Raw genomic sequence first — 20,842 nt, 5'->3', positions numbered from 1 at the left:
GGGTTAGGTTATTTTTTATAGGCCGGCTTTTTTCGAAATATCAAGCATCCTATTAATAGGTTTTACAGCCTCTATCCTGATGTCCTCATCCACATCAATTGAAGGCCATTCATATTTTAAAGCATTATATAGTTTTTCCAAAGAATTTAGTTTCATGTATTCGCAATCATTACAAGCACACGTTGAATCATTAGGTGGCGCAGGAATAAATGTCTTACCAGGACTCTCTTTTTGCATCTGGTGAATAATACCCGACTCAGTTGCCACAATAAATTCATTGGCCTCACTCTTTATTGAATATTTTAACAGAGCTGCTGTACTACCCACATAATCGGCCAGTAACAAAAGTGGTTTCTTACATTCAGGATGTGCTAAAACCAGGGCATCAGGATGTTTTTTCTTTAAATCTACTATCTTTTCAACCGAAAACTTCTCATGCACATGACACGCTCCATCCCACAATACCATATCTCGCCCTGAAATACTATTGAGATAGTTTCCGAGGTTTCTATCAGGACCAAAAATAATCTTTTCATCCTTTGGTAAACTATCCACAATATTTTTTGCATTGGTAGAAGTCACCACAATATCAGACAAGGCCTTTATTTTTGCAGTGGTATTTACATAGGTTAAAACCGTATGATCAGGATGCTTTTCAACAAAGCTATTAAAGGCATCTGGCGGACAACTATCAGCCAAGCTACAACCGGCATTTAAATCCGGAACCAATACCAGTTTATCGGGCGATAATATTTTAGCAGTTTCACCCATAAAGTGTACACCTGCTAAAACAATGATTTTAGCGTCTGTTTTAGCCGCTTCTTGTGCCAAGGCTAAACTATCCCCAACAAAGTCTGCGATGTCCTGTATTTCGTTCTTTTGATAGAAATGCGCCATTATAATGGCGTCCTTCTCCTCCTTTAAACGAATGATCTCTTTTTTGATATCGATATTAGTTGGAACCGGTTCGTCCACATATCCACTTTTCAACCAACTATCCTTTATATTCATATTTATATAATAGAAAAGAATTTAAAAAATATAGTAATAATGATATCCTGTTAGAAAGGTTAGTATTTATTTCTAAAAATCGTTGGATGAATAGTTATCAGATTGAGAGAAACCAATACTAACGGCTTATTAACATGTTTAAAATCTGTTAATTTATTGATATTAATTAGCTTTTAGACTATATCAACAAATTGTTAATAGGCTTCAAATTTAATAATTTCTTTGGTGGATAGTGTTTAAAGCGAAGTTAAAAACGGTTCAAAAGTGAGATTAAAAAAGATTGGTTACCAACACAATTAATTCAAATGCTTGCTTGTATTGTAATTTTTCATGTAAATAGCAATTCTATTTTTTAAAAAGTATTGAAAGAGAGTTCACAAGTTTCCAACACTTATTCAGAGGTTTTTTAACATGTTTTAAAATGACTAAAGCATCATTATCTTTGCAAAAAAAACAACATGATATTCAAATCAATAGCATTAGCAGCCGACCATGCCGGTTTTCCGGTTAAAGAAGCCATCAAGGCGTACTTAGAAAAAAACAACATTACCGTTAAAGATTATGGTACATACTCGGAAGACAGCACTGATTATGCTGATTATGCGCATCCTATGGCCACTGCTGTAGAAAACAAAGAGTACGAAATTGGTATCGCTGTGTGTGGAAGTGGTAATGGTATTAACATGACAGCTAACAAGCACCAGGGTATCCGTGCTGCTTTATGTTGGAATGTTGAAATCTCTGAAATGGCCCGATTGCATAATGACGCCAATGTATGCACTGTTCCAGGACGTTACGTATCAATTGAAGAAGCTATCAACATTGTTGATAAGTTTGTTAATACTGAGTTTGAAGGTGGTCGTCATCAAAAACGTATTGAAAAAATACCTGTTAAGTAATCTGTTTTGAATTACAAACATGCTTTTAAACTGGATGCTGAGCGTATAGCGCACGATTTGCATCACCGGCAGATTATTCGCTATAATATGGCGAAGTATGATGCTGCTGTGGTTGTGGGAAAAGCACGTTATGGCGATTTAGAACTGGCAAAGTCTAATGCTGCATCAGTTAAAGAGTATGTGATACAGAAGCTTCCTGAGTTATTATTGCAGTTTGAACAAAATGCTGTTGATAACGGAGCTGAAGTCCTTTGGGCCGAGAATACAGATCAGTTAATTAAGCAGTTAGTTGATTTATTGCATAGTGAGCAATGTAAAACGCTTGTTAAGAGTAAATCAATGGTGACTGAAGAAATTGAACTCAATCAGTACCTTAGTCAGGAAGGAATTGAATCTGTTGAAACCGATTTAGGTGAATTTATTGTGCAGGTGGCTGGAGAAAAACCATATCATATTGTTACTCCGGCCATGCACAAATCAAAGCAGGATATTGCTGACTTATTCCATCAGCATTTTAAAACAGATCCTGATTTATCAGCCGAACAACTGACTGGTTTTGTAAGAAAGTTATTGCGCGAAAAGTTTATCAATGCGAATGTAGGAATAACCGGCGCTAATTTTTTATGCGCCGCCGAAGGAGCTGTAGCTGTTACCGAAAATGAAGGCAATGCGTTTTTGTCAGCTTCTTTTCCAAAATTACACATTGTAATTACCGGTATTGAAAAAATACTGCCTGGTATCAGCGATTTACCATTATTTTGGCCTTTACTGGCGGCGCATGGAACGGGTCAGCAATTAACCGTTTACAGCAACTTGTTTTTCGGACCTAAAAAAGATGACGAAGTAGATGGACCAGAGAGAATGGTCATCTTTTTACTGGATAATAAGCGAACGGAATTGTATCAAAATTCGACTGCCAAAGATGCTTTGAAATGTATTCGCTGTGGCGCTTGTTTGAATGCCTGCCCGGTATATAAAAATATTGGAGGCTATACATACAATACCACTTACAGTGGTCCGGTTGGTTCGGTCATTTCACCATACTTAAATGGTTTTGAAGGCTATAATCATTTAAGTTTTGCGTCTTCATTATGCGGAAAATGTGAAGAGGTTTGCCCTGTTAAAATTCCGCTTACCAAGTTACTCCTATACAATCGTCAGAAAGCGCAGCCTCACCAAGGTTTATCCGAAAAGTCAGTTGGCGTGTTTTTGTATAATACACTCAAAAACAGACTTCTAATGAATAGAATAGGAGGTCGTTTTAACATGTGGTTGGCACGTAGGTTTGCATCTTCATTTATTGGTAAACAAAAATCATTATCACCTTTTGCTTCAAAAACATTTAATGCTCAGTGGAAAAAGCATTTAAAGAGATAAAGGTTTTTTAATGATTTTATTACCTTAGCCACAAACTCAATAGAAATGTTATCAAACACATGTAAGTACGCTATCCGTGCAGTTATATACCTGGCTGTTAATGATGAAGATGGTAAAAAAATAGGGATTAAACAGATATCAAAAGATTTAGATATTCCCACTCCATTTCTCGGAAAAATTTTACAAAGTCTGGCTAAGCAAAAGTTACTTAAAAGTACTAAAGGACCGCACGGTGGTTTTAGTATAGGCAGGGCAGCCGAAGATATTACTCTTTACGATATTGTTTCAATCATTGATGGTAGTGATGTATTTACTAATTGCCTGATTGGTATGCATTCGTGTAAAAGTAATAACAGCGATGGGTATGCCTGTCCGGTGCATGATCAGTACAGTGCCATTCGTAAGCAGATGTATGATTTCTTCACGTCTGAAACGATTGCAAAGATTCTTAGTAATATGGAAGATAAATCAGATTATATCAAGCTTTAAACATTGGTTGCTTCAGTGGGAATAACATCCATTTGCGAAAAAAGGTGTTATTCCTTAATGATTTTACTATAAAGTAAGCAGTTAGTATACCACAGCCATTGGCTAGCATGTCCCACCAGTCACCACTTCTGTAAGTTGTAACAGAAATTTGCAGTAGCTCCATCAAACCACCATAAAGCAGCGGTAGAATCAATATTTTTGAGATTCGGGTGATTGTTTGATGATGATGAATGTAGTATTCAAACATAAATACAAAACCCAAAGTGAAGTACATCAAGAAATGAACAATTTTGTCGAAGTGTGGTATTAAACTGAGGTCATCGGGTTTAATTTTTGATGTATTAATTAAGCTTAACAGTGTAATGATGAAAATAATACTAAGTGTTTTATGGTATTTTTTAAAATAGTAAATCATTGGAATTGGTTTGTTAATAACTTTGGTTTAAATGTTTAAAAAGTGTTGATAACCCGTTAATAAAACACTGTTTTTCAATGTTTCACGTGAAACAATCCTAGTAATGGCAGGCATTTACATACATGTTCCGTTTTGTTATACGCGTTGTTCATATTGCGATTTTTACAAAACTACGGATCAACAATTCAAAGACGAATATATTAAAGCTCTTTGTAAAGAAATAGACAATCAATCTGCTTTTTTGTTAAAAGAAAGGATTGAAACCATTTATTTTGGTGGTGGTACCCCCTCCACACTTACTGTTTCAGAGCTAAAAGTTATTTTAGATCGTATCAATCAATACACCTCACTTAAAGAGGTTATTGAACTGACCCTGGAAGTTAATCCAGATGATGTGAGCGAGACGTACATTAAAGGTATTGTTGATTTAGGTGTCAATCGCTTAAGCATGGGTATTCAAAGTTTTTTTGATACACACCTTCGACAAATGAATCGGCGTCACAATGCTCTACAAGCAGTTGAAGCTATTCAAATAGCCAAGGAAAATGGGATTGATAATATGAGTATTGATCTGATATACGGCTTGCCTTATATGAAGTTTGATGAATGGCAAGCCAATGTGCGTATGGCTATTGAAAGCAAGGTGCAGCATATTTCGGCTTACCATCTTACTTTTGAGAAAGGTACTTTATATTACGATTATCTTAAAAAAGGTAAGCTAAAAGAAGTGCCCGAAGCCGCCAGTGTTAAACAATTTGACTACCTGGTGAAGGAATTGGTAAAGGCTGGATTCGAGCATTATGAAATTTCAAATTTTGCTTTATCAGGCCTGGAATCAAAGCACAACAGTAATTACTGGACAGGAAAAAAATATTTAGGCTTGGGTCCGTCAGCGCATTCCTTTGATGGAACCAATCGGCGTTGGAATGTTAATCATGTGCAGAAATACATAAAAGCCTTAAAGTCAGGAACTGAATATTTTGAGGACGAAATATTAACTGAATCGGATCGTTATAACGAACTAATCATGCTGGGTTTAAGAACATCAAAGGGATTGCTGATGGAAGCGGTACGACAATTCAATTCGTCCATCATTAAATTTTTTAATGCAGAACTGTCAAATCAGCTCTCTAAAAGTAATGTGTTGGTTAATAATGCGTATTGTTGTGTGGCTGAAGATAAAAAAATGATTACCGACCGCATTATTTCAGATTTTTTTTATGTTGATGAAGAATAATGGCTGACATAATTGTTTAAATCAAAATTTTGAAAGTGAATTATGAAAAATAAAAAAGGCATTATTGCTACATACGGTTCTATTATTCTCAATATTCTTCTGTTTGGAATTAAGTTTTGGGCAGGAATGGTCAGCTCTTCGGTAGCTATTATCGCTGATGCCTGGCATACCTTAAGCGACAGTATCTCATCAGTGGCTGTTTTAATTGGCCTTAAAGTGTCTGCTAAACCCGCTGATAAAGAGCATCCTTATGGTCATGGACGAGCCGAGGTGCTGGCGTCCATTGTCGTTGGAATGCTATTGGCTATTATCGGTTTCAGCTTTTTAAAAGAATCTATTCTTAAATTACAAAGCCGTAGTGAAGTAAAATATGGAATGATTGCCATTGTGGTTACTATTATATCATTGCTGGTCAAAGAGTTTATGGCTCAGTATTCCATTCGTATTGGTAATAAAACCAAGTCTAAATCCATGGTAGCTGATGGTTGGCATCACCGCTCTGATGCTATTTCATCGCTTGTTATTCTCGTGGGTATTTTCTTCGGACAATACTATTGGTGGATTGATGGCGCATTAGGTATTCTGGTATCCTTGCTATTGTTCTATACCACCTACTCTATTTTAAAGGAAAATATCAGTCACTTGCTGGGCGAACGGATTGATGATGATTTACGCGGTGAAATAATTGCTCTGGCACCAGAAGTTACTGATTTTGATATTCATCCGCACCATTTTTTAGTGCATCAGTATGGGCATCATACTGAGATGACCTTACATATTCGTTTACCGGGTGATTATAGTATTAAACGCGCGCATGATATTGCCACTGCCTATGAGGTGATTATAAAAAAACGAACCAATATACAAGCTACTGTGCATATTGATTCGTTAGATGTATAGCGTTTTATTCTAATAATTGAGTGACTTGCCGGTAATACCCATAAAGATATCCAGACTGCGCAATTGGTCTTTTATTTTGAGTAATTCGGCTAGTTTAATAAAGCCAATTTTGTAACTATATTCAGGACCTTTGTATTCTTCTGTAATGGATTCAAAATTGAAGTTGTCGAGTACAGATGCATCAGAATATCTTAAATACAATTCCACCTGGTGCTCTTTTGAATAATTAAAATCTTCGGCGTATTTCATTTTCTTATACTCGTATGCATAGTTATGCGCAAGAGCTGTAATGTCTGATAGTACTGCCGAGCCTGTTGGATGTGCACCTGCCCCTTTTCCAAACATAAACTGCTTATCGTAGGCCTTACCTTTGATTACTACTCCATTAAACTCATCTTCAACACTATAGATGTATTTGTCTTTACGAACAAAGCGAGGAAGTACAAACAGTGTGATATTGTTACCATCCAGTCGTTCGACCTGGCCAACCAGCTTTATTTTATAGCCTTTCTCACGAGCATACTGAATATCAAAATCAGAGATATTTGATATGCCATAGGTTAGAACATCATCGGGTTTAATGATGGAGCCAAAGCTATGCAAGGTGAGTATAATAAGTTTATACAAAGAGTCATATCCTTCAACATCGAAGGTGGGATCACTTTCGGCAAAGCCTAATTTTTGCGCATCTTTTAGTGCGGTATCATAGGATTGATCGTGATCAAATATTTTTGAAAGAATATAGTTAGATGATCCGTTTAATATGCCCGTTACTGATAAAAGAAGGTCGTTATCGTAATACTCCTCCAAGCTTCTGATAACCGGTATACTTCCGCAGGCCGAAGCCTCATACAACAGAGATACATTATTCTCTTTCTGTAACTGAATCATTTCAGCCATGTTTTCTGCCAGCATCTTTTTATTGGCCGATACAACATGCTTTCCACTCTGCAGGGCTTTTTTTACTATGCGATAGGCCTCATCTGCATTATCAATCAATTCAACAACCGTATTGATAGTCGGATCATCCAGTATTTCGTCAGGATTATAGCAGAAGTAGCTTTCTGGTAAAGAACGTTCTTTTTTGTTTTTAACGCAGATTTTAGAAATCTCTGAATCAAAGGCCGGACTTGTTTTGAGCACATCATATAGTCCCTGTCCCACTACACCAAATCCAAAAAGGCCGATGTTTAGTTTTTGTTTCATGGTTTTTGTTTTTACAAACCCTTATGGTTTGTCTGTTGGTTTTTATTTTGCCTTACAAATGTACATGAAAATGGCAACCATCCAATACATTAACTGTACCGGATGGTTGATTTTTTATAGTTGAGCAAAAGCCGTTTCTAAATCCGCTTTAATATCGTCAATGTGTTCGATACCAACCGATAACCTTAATAAACCAGGTTCTACACCGGAGGCTTTTTGTTCTTCAAGGCTCAGCTGTTCATGCGTAGTTGAACTTGGATGGATAATGAGTGATTTGGCATCACCAATGTTGGCTAAATGGCTTATAAGCGACAGACTATTGATAAATTTATCACCCGCACCGGCATCTCCTTTAATTTTAAAGCTCATAACACCACCAAAACCTCTTTTGAGGTATTTTTTAGCTAGAGTATGATAAGGACTGGATGATAATCCAGGATACTTCACATATTCAACCTGTGGGTGTTGTTCAAGCCATTCGGCAATTTGCTGGGCATTACTTACATGACGATCCACACGTAATGATAAGGTCTCTAGTCCCTGAATGAGAAGAAAGGCATTAAAAGGACTCAATGCAGATCCATAATCGCGCAGTCCTTCAACCCTTGCTCGTGTAATAAAGGCGATATTCCCAAACTGACTTTGGGCTCCAAATACTTCCCAGTATTTCAGTCCATGGTATCCTTCAGACGGTTCTGTAAAAGAAGGGAATTTACCATTGCCCCAATTAAAATTACCACCATCAACAATAACGCCACCAATGGTGGTACCATGTCCGCCAATCCATTTAGTGGCTGATTCTACCACAATGTTGGCGCCATGCTCTAAAGGACGAAACAGGTAACCGCCCGCACCAAAGGTATTATCCACTACCAATGGAATATCATGTTGCTTAGCTATTGCGGCTATGGCTTCAAAATCAGGAATATTGAACTGAGGATTACCAATTGTTTCGATGTAGATAGCTTTGGTGTTTTCATCAATGGCTGCTTCAAAATCTTGTGGATTATCGCCTTCAACAAATTTAACCTGAATACCCAAGCGCTTAAATTGCACCTTAAATTGATTATAGGTACCACCATATAAGTACGATGTGGAAACAAAATTGTCACCTGCTTCCAGAAAATTGGTTAAAGCAATGAATTGTGCAGCCTGGCCCGATGAAACCGCTAAAGCACCTACTCCGCCTTCTAATGCTGCAATGCGTTTTTCAAACACATCAGTTGTGGGATTCATTATACGGGTATAGATGTTTCCAAACTCCTTAAGACCGAATAAATTAGCCGCATGCTCCGAGTCCTTAAATAAGTAGGAACTGGTTTGGTAAATGGGTACCGCTCTTGATAATGTTGTTTCATCCACATCGTGGCCTGCATGTAGTTGCAGTGTTTCAAATCGAAAATCAGACATACTATTTAGTTTTTATGGTTAATGTTCTGTTTTAACCTCTACCTGTGCTTTACGCACCGGTCTGTACTAATTATTTATTTGATTTTCAGATACGATGCGTTGTAACACTTAAAGTGTCATCATCATACACATCATCATATGACAAGAAGGATGAATGGCCTTTGTGGCATTCACTTTAGTAGAAGTAATATGGAATAAATTGTTATTCATCAGATGCAAATAAAGAGAATTTACTCTTAATTTCAAAAGGTAACCAATAAATGTTTGCTAAAAATTTGCACAATAAAAAGATTTTCAGTCCGTTATTAATTTAGATTGATTTTAATCTTATAAAAATGTTACCCTCAGACGCAACTTTATTATTTTTGTTGCGTCTAGAAAGTGGAATCGGGAGTTATAGTAGTATTAATTGCTAGTTTTTTAGCTAAAACCTTATAACTATGATGACTCGAAGCTTATTGACAGTGAAAGAATGGATGAGGAGTATTGATATACCTGTGCGATTTTTAATATTGCAGGTTGTTATACTATCATTAGTAACACTCGCCATCGTATTCTAAAAAAAACAGTAAAGCGCAATAGAAATCTATTACGCTTTACTGTTTTTTTTATTTGGCAGAAGATGGTGGGTAAGATTCGGGTGAAATCCATAATGATTTATTAGGTGTAGCCCCCATTATAAATTCCAAAGTACCACCATTCATTATTTCGTTATGGTAAATATATGTACGTTCAAGTTCTTTACCATTTAAGCTTACTTTCTGAATATATTTATTTTCATTCGATGCATTTTGACAAGTAATAGTAAAGCTTTTATCACCACCTAATTGTATAATGGCGTTTTTCCAAAGCGGTGTTCCTATTACATAAATGCCATCAGCCGGATTGACCGGGTAAAAACCAAGCGAACTAAAAATATACCACGAAGACATTTGACCGCAATCTTCGTTACCACAATGGCCGTTTGGAACTGGCGCGTATTGTGTTTCCACTATTTCCCTGATTCGTTCCTGGCTTTTCCATGGTTTTCCCAGATAGTTGTATAAATAGGCAACATGGTGACTTGGCTCATTACCATGTGCATATTGACCTATCATACCAGTACTGAAAATAGGCAATTCATCTTCTTCTTTTGGATGATAGGTAAACATACTGTCCAACTTTTCTTCAAAGCGATTAGGGCCACCCGTTGCATCAATAAGCCCTTGAATATTATGAGGAACAAACCAGAAGTAATGCCAGGCGTTACTTTCACAAAAATGATCGGTGTAGTCTTTAGCTACGAAATCGGCCAGAAATGCCCCATTTGCATGTTTAGGTCGGAGAAATGAAGATTCTGAGTCGTAATGATTCTGCCAGTTTGCCGCACGTTTCATAAAATATGCAAAATCATCGGTTTTATTCAAAGCTTTTGCCAACTGCGCTATACACCAGTCATCATAGGCATATTCAACTGTTTTGGATACTGACCAGTTTTCATGGTCATAAGATACAGGAACATATCCAAGCTCCTTATATTCTTTAATGCCATGATCATCATCCATAGCATTTGACTTACAGGCCTGATATAATAACTCACTATCAAAATCATTTAAAAGGCCCTTAAAATAGGCATCCACTATGACCGGAATCGCATGGTAGCCAATCATCATATTGGTTTCGTTACCATGCATCGACCATACAGGAGTTAAACCTGTTTGTTCGTAATGACTTAGCATGCTGCTAACAAAATCCTGTACTTTTTCAGGATGCATAATAGTGTATAAGGGATGAGCAGCTCTGAATGTGTCCCACAAAGAAAATGTATCGTATTTATCGTAGTTATTAGCTGAATGATACTGTCCGTCTGCACCTTTATAGTTGCCGTCAATATCGCTCAATAATGTAGGAGCCAGCATCGATTGATATAAGGTGGTATAGAAGGTTTTTTTCCAGATTTCATTGTCTGTTTCTATCTTAATTTTAGATAGTTCAGCTTCCCACCTGTCTGAAGCAGCCTGTTGATATGTCTTGAAGTTGTTATGAGAAGCTTCTGCACTTAAACTTCTGGCAGAGCCATTAGTGCTGGCTGATGAGAAGCCAAATTTCACTACCACCTTTTCATTATCGCTTGTGGGAAAACGTACAATTACTTTTGTGTTTTTCGCCTTAACGGACATATTATCAACCATTTTGTTATCCTGATATAATTCAGATGAAACGAATGGTTTAGAAAAAGTAGCTGTAAAAAATACCCGCTGATCACTGGCCCAACCAGTTGAAAAACGATAGCCTTCAATAGTTGAATCATCAATAACCTTGATGTAGGTATCGGTTGGTGCATCCCAGTTAAGTGAATACCCTAAATCAATGATGAATCCTGAATTATCATCTTTTGGAAAAGTATATTGATGGATACCAGTTCGTTCGGTGGTTGTTAATTCAGCATTAATACCATAATCCTGCAGGTAAACCTGATAGTAACCAGGTTCGGCATGCTCATTATCATGCGAAAAGGTGCTGTAAGGGCGGTTCCCATTTTCTGCCAGTGTTTTAGTGGCTTTTGAGTTAATAGGACTTAAAAGTATATCGTATAAATCGCCCGCACCAGTACCTGTCAAATGCATGTGACTAAAACCGGTTATAATGGTGTCAGGGTAGAAATAACCCGCAATTCGGTCCCATCCGCTAAGACCATGATCCGGACTTAACTGTACCATACCAAACGGCACTGTTGCACCCGGATATGTATTGCCCGGTCCATCGGTGCCCATAAATGGATTAACAAAACTGGTCAATCGTTCTTTACTTGTTTGTTGTTCATCGGAACAGCTTTGTAAAAAAAGGGCGGTTATGGCGACTAAAAATACAATACGTTTAATCATACTCATTCATCTTTAAATTTATAGAACAAAGTAAAAATGATTCAGTCGCATTTCAGGTAGTCGCAGGTTCAAATAGGTATATATATGCGACTAATAAGTCATTTAAAGCTTGTGTAAAGGAGCTCTAAATTAGAAGTATTCTAAAGAGGACATCAGAATGTTAAAAAATCATTATTTCAATCTTATTTAAAAGTTAAAACTTAAAAAAAATCACATCTTTGAACTCGAATTGAAGCATAGAATCTATAATCGAAATAGCAGAGGCTTAACGCCTTTACACACTTTTAATTATGAATTATTCATTTTTTGATTTCCTAACCCTCATTGGATCATTAGGATTATTCCTCTTCGGGATGAAGATGATGAGCGAAGCCTTGCAAAAAGTAGCAGGGGACCGCATGCGTAAGATTTTGTCAGCCATGACATCTAACCGCTTCCTTGGTGTTTTAACTGGTTTTCTTGTAACCGCAATTATTCAATCATCTTCGGCTACAACCGTTATGGTGGTGAGTTTTGTTAACGCCGGATTGATGTCGCTAGTGGAATCCATTGGCGTTATTATGGGGGCGAATATTGGTACTACCATCACCGGCTGGATGATTACCCTGCTTGGTTTTAAAGTGAAAATCAGTGCCTATGCCCTGCCAATGATTGGACTAGGCTTACCACTTATCTTCTCAAAAAATTCATCTCGCCGTTCATGGGGTGAATTCCTGGTTGGTTTTGCTTTATTATTCCTTGGTTTAGAATACCTGAAGGGATCAGTTCCTAATATTAAGGAAAGCCCTGAGGTATTAAGCTTTTTACAGAATTATACGCAACTTGGATTTGGTTCTACCCTCATATTCCTATTTATTGGAACATTATTAACGGTTGTTATTCAGTCATCGAGTGCTACCATGGCATTAACTTTTGTAATGTGTAATCAAGGTTGGATACCCTTCCATTTGGCCGCAGCCATGGTGATGGGTGAAAACATTGGAACCACTATTACGGCTAATCTGGCCGCTTCAGTCGGTAATGTTTCAGCCAAACGGGCTGCTCGTGTGCATTTGCTGTTTAACCTGATGGGAGTAACCTGGATGCTGATAGTTTTCCCATGGTTTGTTGATGCCATTGATCATTTTGTATCGAAAAGTAACGGTGGGATATCGCCTAGTCAATCGGCAGCAGCTGTACCAACTGCGTTATCCATTTTTCATACCTCATTTAATGTGATTAACGTACTGGTATTTATCTGGTTTGTGCCTGTATTCGAGAAGGTGGTTAAACGTATGATTCCTGCATCAGAATTAGAAGAGGAAGAATTCAGGCTGAAGTTTATAACCACCGGTATGTTATCTACTTCTGAATTATCGATATTACAAGCTCGAAAGGAAGTACATTGGTTTGGTAAGCACAGTCAGAAAATGTTTGGTTTCATTCGTAAGCTGATGGGGCAAAATAAAGACAGTAAGTTTAGTAAGCAGTTTGCACGCATCGAGAAATACGAAGGTATTTGCGATAACATCGAGGTGGAAATTGCTAACTATCTGGCTCAGGTTAATCAAGGTAAATTGAGTGATGTAGGGCGTAAACGTGTTCGTTCGATGCTGAAACTGGTTGATGATCTGGAGAGTATTGGTGATTGTAACTACAATTTGGCTAAAACAATCAACCGGATGCGCAATGCTAATGTGAAGTTTAGTGATGAGATTTTGAAGAAGCTGGAGTTAATGTTTAACCTGGTTGATGAAGCGCTTAATGTGATGGTTACCAACCTGGATGATGCCAGCGAAGATATTCACGTAACCAAAGCGAAGCAGATTGAAAATGAAATTAACAACTACCGTAATCAACTAAAAGTTGAGCACCTTGATAACTTTAAAAATGGTGTGTATACTTATGAGGCAGGTATTATTTTCAATGACCTGTTCTCGGAGTGTGAAAAACTGGCTGATTACGCCATCAATGTAACCGAGGCATTGGCAGAGGTTAATCCGCAATAAAAAGGAAACTAAGTACATAAAAACTAAAAAGACCGCTTTTGCGGTCTTTTTTTTCTCAGAATATTAGGTGTTAGTTACTCCTTTTTCATTTCAAGAATTGCAATTTCTGCCAGTCCTTCATGGCCATTACCTTCATTTAAAGTGGTTTTAAAATCCTCGGCTTGAATGATTGTATGAGCTTTAAATTGCTCTTTTAAATTCTCAGCAGAAAATAGCCAATCTTCATTGCGAGGCCCACCACTCGAGTATTTTAGCTGCTTTTTATTGAAGCCTACTATGAGTAATCGGCCTAGGGGTTTCAATAAGCTAATTAACCTTTTGTAAATAAGTTGGAGTTGCTCTGATGGCAAGTGCATAAAAACACAGGCTATGTAATCAAACGTGTGTGCTTGAAATTCTAATTGTTGAACATCGTCAATATGGTAAGTAATGCTGGTTTTTTGTGATTTTGCCAGGTTTAAGGCCTTTTTACGCGCCTCTTCACTAAAATCTATGGCTGTTACTTCCCACCCTTTTGTAGCGGCGTATACTGCATTTCGGCCTTCGCCTTCTGCTGGGAGTAATAGTTTTCCAGGAGTATTATTATCAATAAACGACTTAAAGGCAGGATTGGGTTCTGTGCCGTAGAAGTAATCCTTTGATTCATATCGTTCATTCCACATTTCTTTCATATAGCCACTGATTTATTAACTAAAACTGACACGGGTAGCTGGTGTGCTCCAATATCAATAACGGTAATGATGTCAGAAAGTTTATAAACGCAAAAAGGTCCGGATTAACCGAACCTTTTTTCATCTGGATTTTATCTGATTTAAGGGAAAGGGCTTAACTTTCTCGGCCTAAATATAGATAAAAATGTATTACTTCAATCTTCGAATTCAAAAAAATATAACGTGTAATTAACTTATAATTAAGATTTTGCTTTTTATAAATATTGTATGTTCGAAATAGACCCCTTGAAAAATACTGTGAAAGTTTGTTAAAACATATTTTCTTGTGTTACACCCCTTGAAAAATCAACCCGATTACTTTAAAAGGTATAAAATATTAAAAATACCCCCCTGTTCACGTTTTTTGGTGAGATGTATTTTTAAATATCTAATTTATAAGGATTCAAAATAATACTTACTCGGAATAGGGGAATTTAATGTCTTTTAGCATGACCTGCAGTGTGGTAATGCCATTGTAAACATTTTCTTCTACGGTGTAGCATACATCAAATGGCTTGTTTGATTTAATATTATCAATAACATGACCCATTGAAAAGGCAATACCTTGTTTGATTGCAGCAGAATGTTCCTCAATGATTTCAAGTTTCAGGTGATCACGATCTTTACCAACGCACTTACTGGTACCATAATCAAATACGCGATTGGAGGCAAAAACCGGTTTCATATTTCCCGGGCCAAATGGCCTGAATTGCTTAAGTATCCTGTAAAACTTTGGTGTAATATCTTTCAGGTGCAAGTGAGCATCAATTTCTATTTGAGGAATTAATTGTTCGGGCAGGATATTGTCTTCCACATATTGTTCAAAACGCTCCTGAAAAGCAGGGATGTTCTCAATTTTGAGGGTTAACCCGGCTGCGTACATGTGTCCGCCAAAGTTCTCGAGTAAATCACTACACGATTCGATGGCTTTATAGAGATCAAAGCCTTCCACAGAGCGTGCACTGCCGGTGGCAAAACCTTTTGATTCGGTAAGGATGACTGTTGGACGATAAAAGGCCTCTGTTAAACGCGATGCAACAATGCCAATTACGCCCTTGTGCCAGTCTTTATTATAAAGAACTGTTGACTTTTTATTAAGTAATTCCGGATTGTTGGCAATGACGTCATGAGCCTCGATGGTAATGCTTCTATCCAGGTCTTTACGCGTCTCATTGCATTCATCAATATCTTTACTCATCAGGCCGGCATTCCCCGAATCACGACTCACCAACAAATCAACTGCATCACTTCCGGCATCAATACGGCCGGCAGCATTAATTCGCGGACCAATCTTAAAAACGATGTCACTAATGGTGATTTCGCGACCTTCCATTCCGGCGATTTTAATGATGGAACTGAGTCCGATGCCCGGATTGGAGTTCAACTTTTCTAATCCGTAATAGGCCAGTATACGGTTTTCACCGGTGATGGGTACTATATCAGAAGCAATACTTACTGCCACTAAATCAATCAAATCGTATAACTGTGATTCTTTATAATCTTTGAATCGACAAAATCCCTGCATCAGCTTAAAACCAACACCGCATCCTGACAGGTTTTTATCCGGATAATTGCAGTCAGGTCGTTTAGGATCCAGACAGGCAGCTGCTTTTGGTAACACATCACCAGGTGTATGGTGGTCACAGATGATGAAATCAATGCCTTTTTCTCGGGCATATTCCATTTTTTCAACAGCTTTAATACCGCAATCAAGGGCGATAACCAGTGTTATGCCGTTATCAGCCGCATAGTCAATACCCTTATATGATATGCCATAGCCTTCTTCGTAGCGGTTGGGTATGTAATAATCGATGTGATTATAATGTAGGCTCAAAAATGAATAAACCAGGGCTACACTGGTAGTACCATCAACGTCGTAATCGCCGTAAATAAGTATGCGTTCGCGGTTATCAAAGGCTTTCACTATCCGGTGAACTGCTTCCTCCATATCCTTCATAAGAAAAGGATTGTGCAGATCAGTCAGTTTGGGGCGAAAAAAAGCTTTGGCTTCATCGTAATTAGTAACACCTCTCTGAACGAGCAGGTTTGCTAATACGCGATTAATATTCAGTACCTCTGATAAGTGATTGATTGTTTCATCATCACTCTCGGGTTTTATGCTCCACCTTTTTTCCATCTCCCTATTTTGCCCATTTAAGAGCATAAATTTTTCGAAAAATTATCTTATTTCAAAAGCCTAGCTTACAATTGTTAATAAAAATTAATTGAGCATAGCACTTTGAGAGTGCTATGTTGTTTAGCTTCATTGGTTTAATTGCAGATGGAAAATATCAACTAATTTTTTTAACAATATGTCCTTTACTTCATCCATATCAATTTGGCGGCCCAATTCTTTTTCCATGGACGTAACACCTTTATCAACAAATCCACAGGGATTTATATGGTTGAAATACGACAAATTGGTATTTACATTAAGGGCAAAGCCATGCATGGATACGTAACGGCTGGCTTTAACGCCAATGGCACATATTTTACGCGATTGACCAGGCGTATCTGTGTCGAGCCATACACCTGTAGCTCCATCCAGTCGTTCGCTTTTAATGCCGTAATGGGCCAGCGTTTCTATTATCGCCTCTTCCAGCTTATGAATGTAGCTTTTAACCTGTAAGTTGAGAGCTTCCAGATCCAGTATGGGGTAGCCAACAAGCTGACCGGGTCCGTGGTAGGTGATGTCTCCTCCCCGATTGATTTTGTAAAATGTAGCATCAATCTGTTTCAGGAATTGCTCGTTAATGAGCAGGTTATTCTGCACGCCGCTTTTTCCAAGGGTATAAACATGGGGGTGTTCCACAAACAAAAGGTGATTAGTGATGGCTTTCTCATCATCAGGATTATCGCGGTTATGCAGCTTTACATCCACAACTTCAGCAAATAGTTGCTCCTGGTAATCCCAAACTTCCTTGTAGTCTTTTACACCGAGGTCTTCAAATACAGTTGAGCTATGATTCATTATTGTTGTTTTAAAGCGTTAATGTGTTGTTCGGCGTGATACGATGAGCGCACCAGCGGTCCGCTTTCAACATATTTAAAACCCTTTTCGAGGCCCACTTGTTTATATTTTTCGAATCGTTCAGGTGTTACATATTCCGAAACCGGCAAGTGATTTTGCGTTGGTTGAAGGTATTGGCCTATGGTCATAACCGTTACGCCGGCAGCCAGTAAATCATCCATCGTTTCAAACACTTCCTCTTCAGTTTCGCCTAAGCCAAGCATAATACCCGATTTAGCCACCATGCCACCATCGGCAATGTATTTCAGCACTTTGAGGCTTAAATCGTATTTGGCCTTGGTGCGAATCACAGGTGTCAATCGACGAACCGTTTCCAGGTTATGCGAGATAACCTCGGGTTGTGCATCCATCACCTGTTGTATAAGGTGGTGCAAACCATTAAAATCAGGGATAAGCACTTCCATGCTTGTATTAGGGTTTAACTCCTTGGTCTTACGGATGGTAGCCGCCCATATTTCGGCACCTCCGTCCTCAAGATCGTCGCGGTCAACCGAGGTGATAACAGCATGCTTCAGTTTCATAATCTCTATTGAGCGTGCTATACGCAAAGGCTCTTTAATATCTACGGGATCGGGTTTACCTGTTTTTACATTACAAAATTTACAGGCCCTGGTGCAGATATCTCCCAGTATCATAAACGTGGCTGTTCCGGCTGCCCAGCACTCCGCTGCATTAGGACATTTACCACTTGTACAGATGGTGTGCAACTCGTTATCGCGAATGGTGTTGTGCATCCATTTATAATCACCGGTATTAGGGAGTTGTATCTTGAGCCAGTCTGGTTTTTGTCTTAGTCTTTTTTCTCTAATCTTAACCATCTTATCACTTATTTAAGCCTTTATAATTCGGCAATATTACTTAAAAATTACGGTCTAAAAAATGAGGAATATTGGCAATTAGTTGTTGAATCAGACGCGTTGATTCAGCCAATACCGTAAAAAAACAGCAGAGTTTCTACATTGTTCACCTTCTTTTTATTCGGCCCAATGTGTTATACGACATATGTAGTATTGCTATTTATCATACTAGTAGTCTATCTATTTTCTATATCTTGGCACTCTTTGAGTAGCAACCTATTTAGTCAATAAAATTATTAAGGACAGATGAGAAATTTTTTAATGCTTGCCATGGTTGTGGTATTAGGCTTGTCGGCCTGCCAAAACCAAAAGAAAGATGGCGCGGGTGCTTCAGATAACCCGTTTTTTAGTGCTTACACTACCCCTTACAATGTGCCTCCGTTTGAGCAAATTAAGCCTGAACATTACATGCCTGCTTTAGATAAGGCTATGGCTGAGCATAAGAAAGAGGTAGAAGCGATCATTAATAATAGTGAGGCCGCTACCTTTGAAAATACCATTGTGGCGCTTGATGATGCCGGTAAAATGTTATCAGAGGTGACGTCGGTATACTACGGTTTAAAATCTGCTGATGGAACCGAGGGCATCATGGCAATTGCTACAGATGTGGCTAAAAAGTTGAGTGCACACAGCGATGATATCAGTTTAAATCCTGATTTATTCAAGCGTGTTGAAGCCGTATACAATCAAAAAGAAGAGCTGAATTTGACCGGCGAACAGCAAATGTTACTGGAGGATACCTACAAAGGATTTGTGCGCAGTGGGGTTAGTTTGGCTGATGATAAGAAAACCGAATTACGCCAGATAAATTCTCGTTTATCAGAACTGTTCAATAACTTTTCGACCAATGTATTAACAGAAACCAATAGTTTCAAGCTGGTTCTTGACAAGCAGGACGACCTGGCCGGACTGCCTGAGTCAGTGATTGCCGGAGCTGCCGAAACGGCTAAGGAAATGGGTATGGAAGGCAAATGGGTGTTCACCACTCATAAGCCAAGTATGTTGCCATTCCTGCAATATGCCGATAAGCGTGAATTGCGCGAAAAGCTTTACAAAGGCTATTACATGCGTGGTAATAATAACGATAGCCTTGATAATAAAGAGATTATTGAAGAGATTGTTAATCTGCGCGTTCAAAAAGCTAACCTACTAGGCTATGAAACCTATGCCGACTATGTGTTGGAAGAGCGTATGGCCAAAACATCGGATAAAGTATATGAGTTACTGAACGAACTTTGGGACCGTGCTTTGCCGGTTGCTAAAAAGGAACGTGCTGCCATGCAGGCCATTATCGATCGCGAAAAAGGTGGGTTTAAACTAGCTTCGTGGGACTGGTGGTACTATGCCGAGAAAGTGCGTCAGGAAAAATATAACCTGGACGAGAATGAGGTGCGTCCTTATTTCGAACTGAACAATGTGCGCGATGGAGCATTTGCCGTGGCGACTAAGTTATGGGGTCTCACCTTTGAAGAAATCACAGGTGAATTTCCTAAACCACATGCCGATGCACAGGTGTTTAAAGTATTAGAAGCTGATGGTTCACACAAAGGCATTCTGTATATGGACTGGCATCCGCGTGCCACCAAGAAGCAAGGTGCCTGGTGTGGTGCTTACCGCAAGCAAAGCCGTCGTGGTGGCGAAGAGATTCCTCCGGTTGTTACTATTGTATGTAATTTCTCAAAGCCGGTTGGTGATTTACCTGCTTTATTAAGCTTCGACGAGGCTTCAACGCTGTTTCATGAGTTTGGTCATGGTTTACACCAACTATTAAGCGATTGTACTTACAACGGCTTGTCAGGTACTTCAGTGCCACGCGACTTTGTAGAGCTGCCTTCGCAAGTAATGGAAAACTGGGCCGGCGATCCTGAAGTGATGAAGGAATATGCCCGTCACTACAAAACTGGTGAAGTGATTCCGGATGAGTTGGTAACTAAGTTAAAAAACAGTGGTCATTTTAACCAGGGCTTTGCTACTACCGAATACCTGGCGGCTGCTTTGTTAGATATGAACTACCATACACAAAAAGAAGAGCAAAAGCTTGATGTCAACCAGTTTGAAGAAGACTACCTGAAGAGCATTGGTCTGATTCCGGAAATCATCTCGCGTTATAAGTCGACTTATTTCATGCATATTTTTGCCAGCAGCGGTTACACAGCTGGTTACTATAGCTACATCTGGTCGGGTGTATTGGATGCCGATGCATTTGAAGCCTTCAAAGAAACCAGTTTATACGACCAGGCCACTGCCAAGTCATTCCGTGAGAACATTCTGGAAAGAGGTGGTACTGTTGACGCCATGGAGATGTATAAAAACTTCCGTGGCCGTGAGCCTAAGATTGAAGCATTACTTCGCCAGCGAGGTTTAGAATAAGCGCTCTCATATCCAATCAATAACAACAAAAGCGGCTACTTTATAATGAGGTAGCCGCTTTTTTATGCCCGTTGTTTT

The 20,842-nt window shown here is 38.6% G+C and carries 16 protein-coding genes; 7 read left to right on the top strand and 9 right to left on the bottom strand.

The window, feature by feature from the left end; genetic code table 11:
* Positions 1-15: 15 nt before the first annotated feature.
* Positions 16-1,011: a quinolinate synthase NadA gene (nadA, locus tag KEM09_RS13960; RefSeq protein WP_244825022.1), complete on the bottom strand. Its 996-nt coding sequence runs from the start codon at positions 1,009-1,011 to the stop codon at positions 16-18.
* A gap of 458 nt (positions 1,012-1,469) precedes the next feature.
* Here nadA and rpiB point away from each other — a divergent pair, with 458 nt between their 5' ends.
* The 3 genes from rpiB to KEM09_RS13945 are packed head-to-tail and all read left to right on the top strand — an operon-like array spanning position 1,470 to position 3,776.
* A complete protein-coding gene (rpiB, locus tag KEM09_RS13955; protein ID WP_212229214.1) occupies positions 1,470-1,910 on the top strand; it encodes a ribose 5-phosphate isomerase B in 441 nt (146 codons plus the stop codon).
* A 6-nt stretch (positions 1,911-1,916) separates the two neighbouring features.
* On the top strand, positions 1,917-3,287 hold the full coding sequence (locus KEM09_RS13950) for a lactate utilization protein B (protein WP_244825021.1): 1,371 nt from the start codon (positions 1,917-1,919) through the stop codon (positions 3,285-3,287).
* Between the two features lie 45 nt (positions 3,288-3,332).
* Entirely contained in the window at positions 3,333-3,776 is a 444-nt protein-coding gene (locus tag KEM09_RS13945; RefSeq protein WP_212192292.1) for an RrF2 family transcriptional regulator, read from the top strand.
* Here KEM09_RS13945 and KEM09_RS13940 read toward each other — a convergent pair.
* A complete protein-coding gene (locus KEM09_RS13940; RefSeq protein WP_212229213.1) occupies positions 3,766-4,191 on the bottom strand; it encodes a VanZ family protein in 426 nt (141 codons plus the stop codon). The genes KEM09_RS13945 and KEM09_RS13940 overlap by 11 nt on opposite strands.
* 103 nt (positions 4,192-4,294) lie before the next feature.
* On the opposite strand from KEM09_RS13940, the gene hemW reads away from it, so the two are divergent.
* Positions 4,295-5,428 (top strand): radical SAM family heme chaperone HemW, encoded by a 1,134-nt coding sequence (gene hemW, locus KEM09_RS13935; RefSeq protein ID WP_212229211.1) that lies wholly within the window; start codon positions 4,295-4,297, stop codon positions 5,426-5,428.
* Positions 5,429-5,470: 42 nt separating this feature from the next.
* A complete protein-coding gene (locus KEM09_RS13930; RefSeq protein ID WP_212229208.1) occupies positions 5,471-6,328 on the top strand; it encodes a cation diffusion facilitator family transporter in 858 nt (285 codons plus the stop codon).
* 9 nt (positions 6,329-6,337) lie between these two features.
* On the opposite strand, the gene KEM09_RS13925 is transcribed toward KEM09_RS13930, so the two are convergent.
* The 3 genes from KEM09_RS13925 to KEM09_RS13915 form a co-directional block, all read right to left on the bottom strand.
* On the bottom strand, positions 6,338-7,534 hold the full coding sequence (locus tag KEM09_RS13925; protein WP_212229206.1) for a homoserine dehydrogenase: 1,197 nt from the start codon (positions 7,532-7,534) through the stop codon (positions 6,338-6,340).
* 114 nt (positions 7,535-7,648) lie between these two features.
* Entirely contained in the window at positions 7,649-8,944 is a 1,296-nt protein-coding gene (locus tag KEM09_RS13920; RefSeq protein ID WP_212229204.1) for an O-acetylhomoserine aminocarboxypropyltransferase/cysteine synthase family protein, read from the bottom strand.
* A 608-nt stretch (positions 8,945-9,552) separates the two neighbouring features.
* Positions 9,553-11,814: a GH92 family glycosyl hydrolase gene (locus KEM09_RS13915; protein WP_244825020.1), complete on the bottom strand. Its 2,262-nt coding sequence runs from the start codon at positions 11,812-11,814 to the stop codon at positions 9,553-9,555.
* A 284-nt stretch (positions 11,815-12,098) separates the two neighbouring features.
* Here KEM09_RS13915 and KEM09_RS13910 point away from each other — a divergent pair, with 284 nt between their 5' ends.
* Positions 12,099-13,796, top strand: coding sequence for a Na/Pi cotransporter family protein (locus KEM09_RS13910; protein WP_212229202.1), 1,698 nt, complete (start codon positions 12,099-12,101; stop codon positions 13,794-13,796).
* 74 nt (positions 13,797-13,870) lie between these two features.
* Here the strand turns inward: KEM09_RS13910 and KEM09_RS13905 are convergent, their stop codons facing one another.
* The 4 genes from KEM09_RS13905 to lipA form a co-directional block, all read right to left on the bottom strand.
* Positions 13,871-14,467, bottom strand: a complete 597-nt coding sequence (locus tag KEM09_RS13905; RefSeq protein WP_212229200.1) for a class I SAM-dependent methyltransferase — start codon at positions 14,465-14,467, stop codon at positions 13,871-13,873.
* Between the two features lie 454 nt (positions 14,468-14,921).
* Positions 14,922-16,643 (bottom strand): single-stranded-DNA-specific exonuclease RecJ, encoded by a 1,722-nt coding sequence (gene recJ / locus KEM09_RS13900; protein WP_212229198.1) that lies wholly within the window; start codon positions 16,641-16,643, stop codon positions 14,922-14,924.
* 126 nt (positions 16,644-16,769) lie between these two features.
* Positions 16,770-17,477 carry a lipoyl(octanoyl) transferase LipB gene (gene lipB, locus KEM09_RS13895; RefSeq protein WP_212229196.1) on the bottom strand — a complete coding sequence of 236 codons (708 nt, stop codon included), beginning with the start codon at positions 17,475-17,477 and terminating at the stop codon, positions 16,770-16,772.
* Entirely contained in the window at positions 17,477-18,355 is an 879-nt protein-coding gene (gene lipA, locus KEM09_RS13890; protein WP_212229194.1) for a lipoyl synthase, read from the bottom strand. Before lipA ends, lipB begins: the two co-directional genes overlap by 1 nt.
* A gap of 285 nt (positions 18,356-18,640) precedes the next feature.
* Here lipA and KEM09_RS13885 point away from each other — a divergent pair, with 285 nt between their 5' ends.
* Positions 18,641-20,764, top strand: coding sequence for a M3 family metallopeptidase (locus KEM09_RS13885; protein WP_212229192.1), 2,124 nt, complete (start codon positions 18,641-18,643; stop codon positions 20,762-20,764).
* Positions 20,765-20,842: the final 78 nt, after the last annotated feature.

The sequence above is a fragment of the Carboxylicivirga mesophila genome, from assembly GCF_018271975.1.
Lineage (GTDB): Bacteria > Bacteroidota > Bacteroidia > Bacteroidales > Marinilabiliaceae > Carboxylicivirga > Carboxylicivirga mesophila.
Note: the sequence above shows the minus strand (reverse complement) of the source record. Positions and strands in the feature narration are given on the sequence as shown.

Bases quoted from the DNA above. Each gene is read 5' to 3' on its own strand.
- nadA (WP_244825022.1), bottom strand. From the start codon at position 1,011: ATGAATATAAAGGATAGTTGGTTGAAAAGTGGATATGTGGACGAACCG.
- rpiB (WP_212229214.1), top strand. From the start codon at position 1,470: ATGATATTCAAATCAATAGCATTAGCAGCCGACCATGCCGGTTTTCCG.
- KEM09_RS13945 (WP_212192292.1), top strand. From the start codon at position 3,333: ATGTTATCAAACACATGTAAGTACGCTATCCGTGCAGTTATATACCTG.
- KEM09_RS13940 (WP_212229213.1), bottom strand. From the start codon at position 4,191: ATGATTTACTATTTTAAAAAATACCATAAAACACTTAGTATTATTTTC.
- hemW (WP_212229211.1), top strand. From the start codon at position 4,295: ATGGCAGGCATTTACATACATGTTCCGTTTTGTTATACGCGTTGTTCA.
- KEM09_RS13930 (WP_212229208.1), top strand. From the start codon at position 5,471: ATGAAAAATAAAAAAGGCATTATTGCTACATACGGTTCTATTATTCTC.
- KEM09_RS13925 (WP_212229206.1), bottom strand. From the start codon at position 7,534: ATGAAACAAAAACTAAACATCGGCCTTTTTGGATTTGGTGTAGTGGGA.
- KEM09_RS13920 (WP_212229204.1), bottom strand. From the start codon at position 8,944: ATGTCTGATTTTCGATTTGAAACACTGCAACTACATGCAGGCCACGAT.
- KEM09_RS13915 (WP_244825020.1), bottom strand. From the start codon at position 11,814: ATGAGTATGATTAAACGTATTGTATTTTTAGTCGCCATAACCGCCCTT.
- KEM09_RS13910 (WP_212229202.1), top strand. From the start codon at position 12,099: ATGAATTATTCATTTTTTGATTTCCTAACCCTCATTGGATCATTAGGA.
- KEM09_RS13905 (WP_212229200.1), bottom strand. From the start codon at position 14,467: ATGAAAGAAATGTGGAATGAACGATATGAATCAAAGGATTACTTCTAC.
- recJ (WP_212229198.1), bottom strand. From the start codon at position 16,643: ATGGAAAAAAGGTGGAGCATAAAACCCGAGAGTGATGATGAAACAATC.
- lipB (WP_212229196.1), bottom strand. From the start codon at position 17,477: ATGAATCATAGCTCAACTGTATTTGAAGACCTCGGTGTAAAAGACTAC.
- lipA (WP_212229194.1), bottom strand. From the start codon at position 18,355: ATGGTTAAGATTAGAGAAAAAAGACTAAGACAAAAACCAGACTGGCTC.
- KEM09_RS13885 (WP_212229192.1), top strand. From the start codon at position 18,641: ATGAGAAATTTTTTAATGCTTGCCATGGTTGTGGTATTAGGCTTGTCG.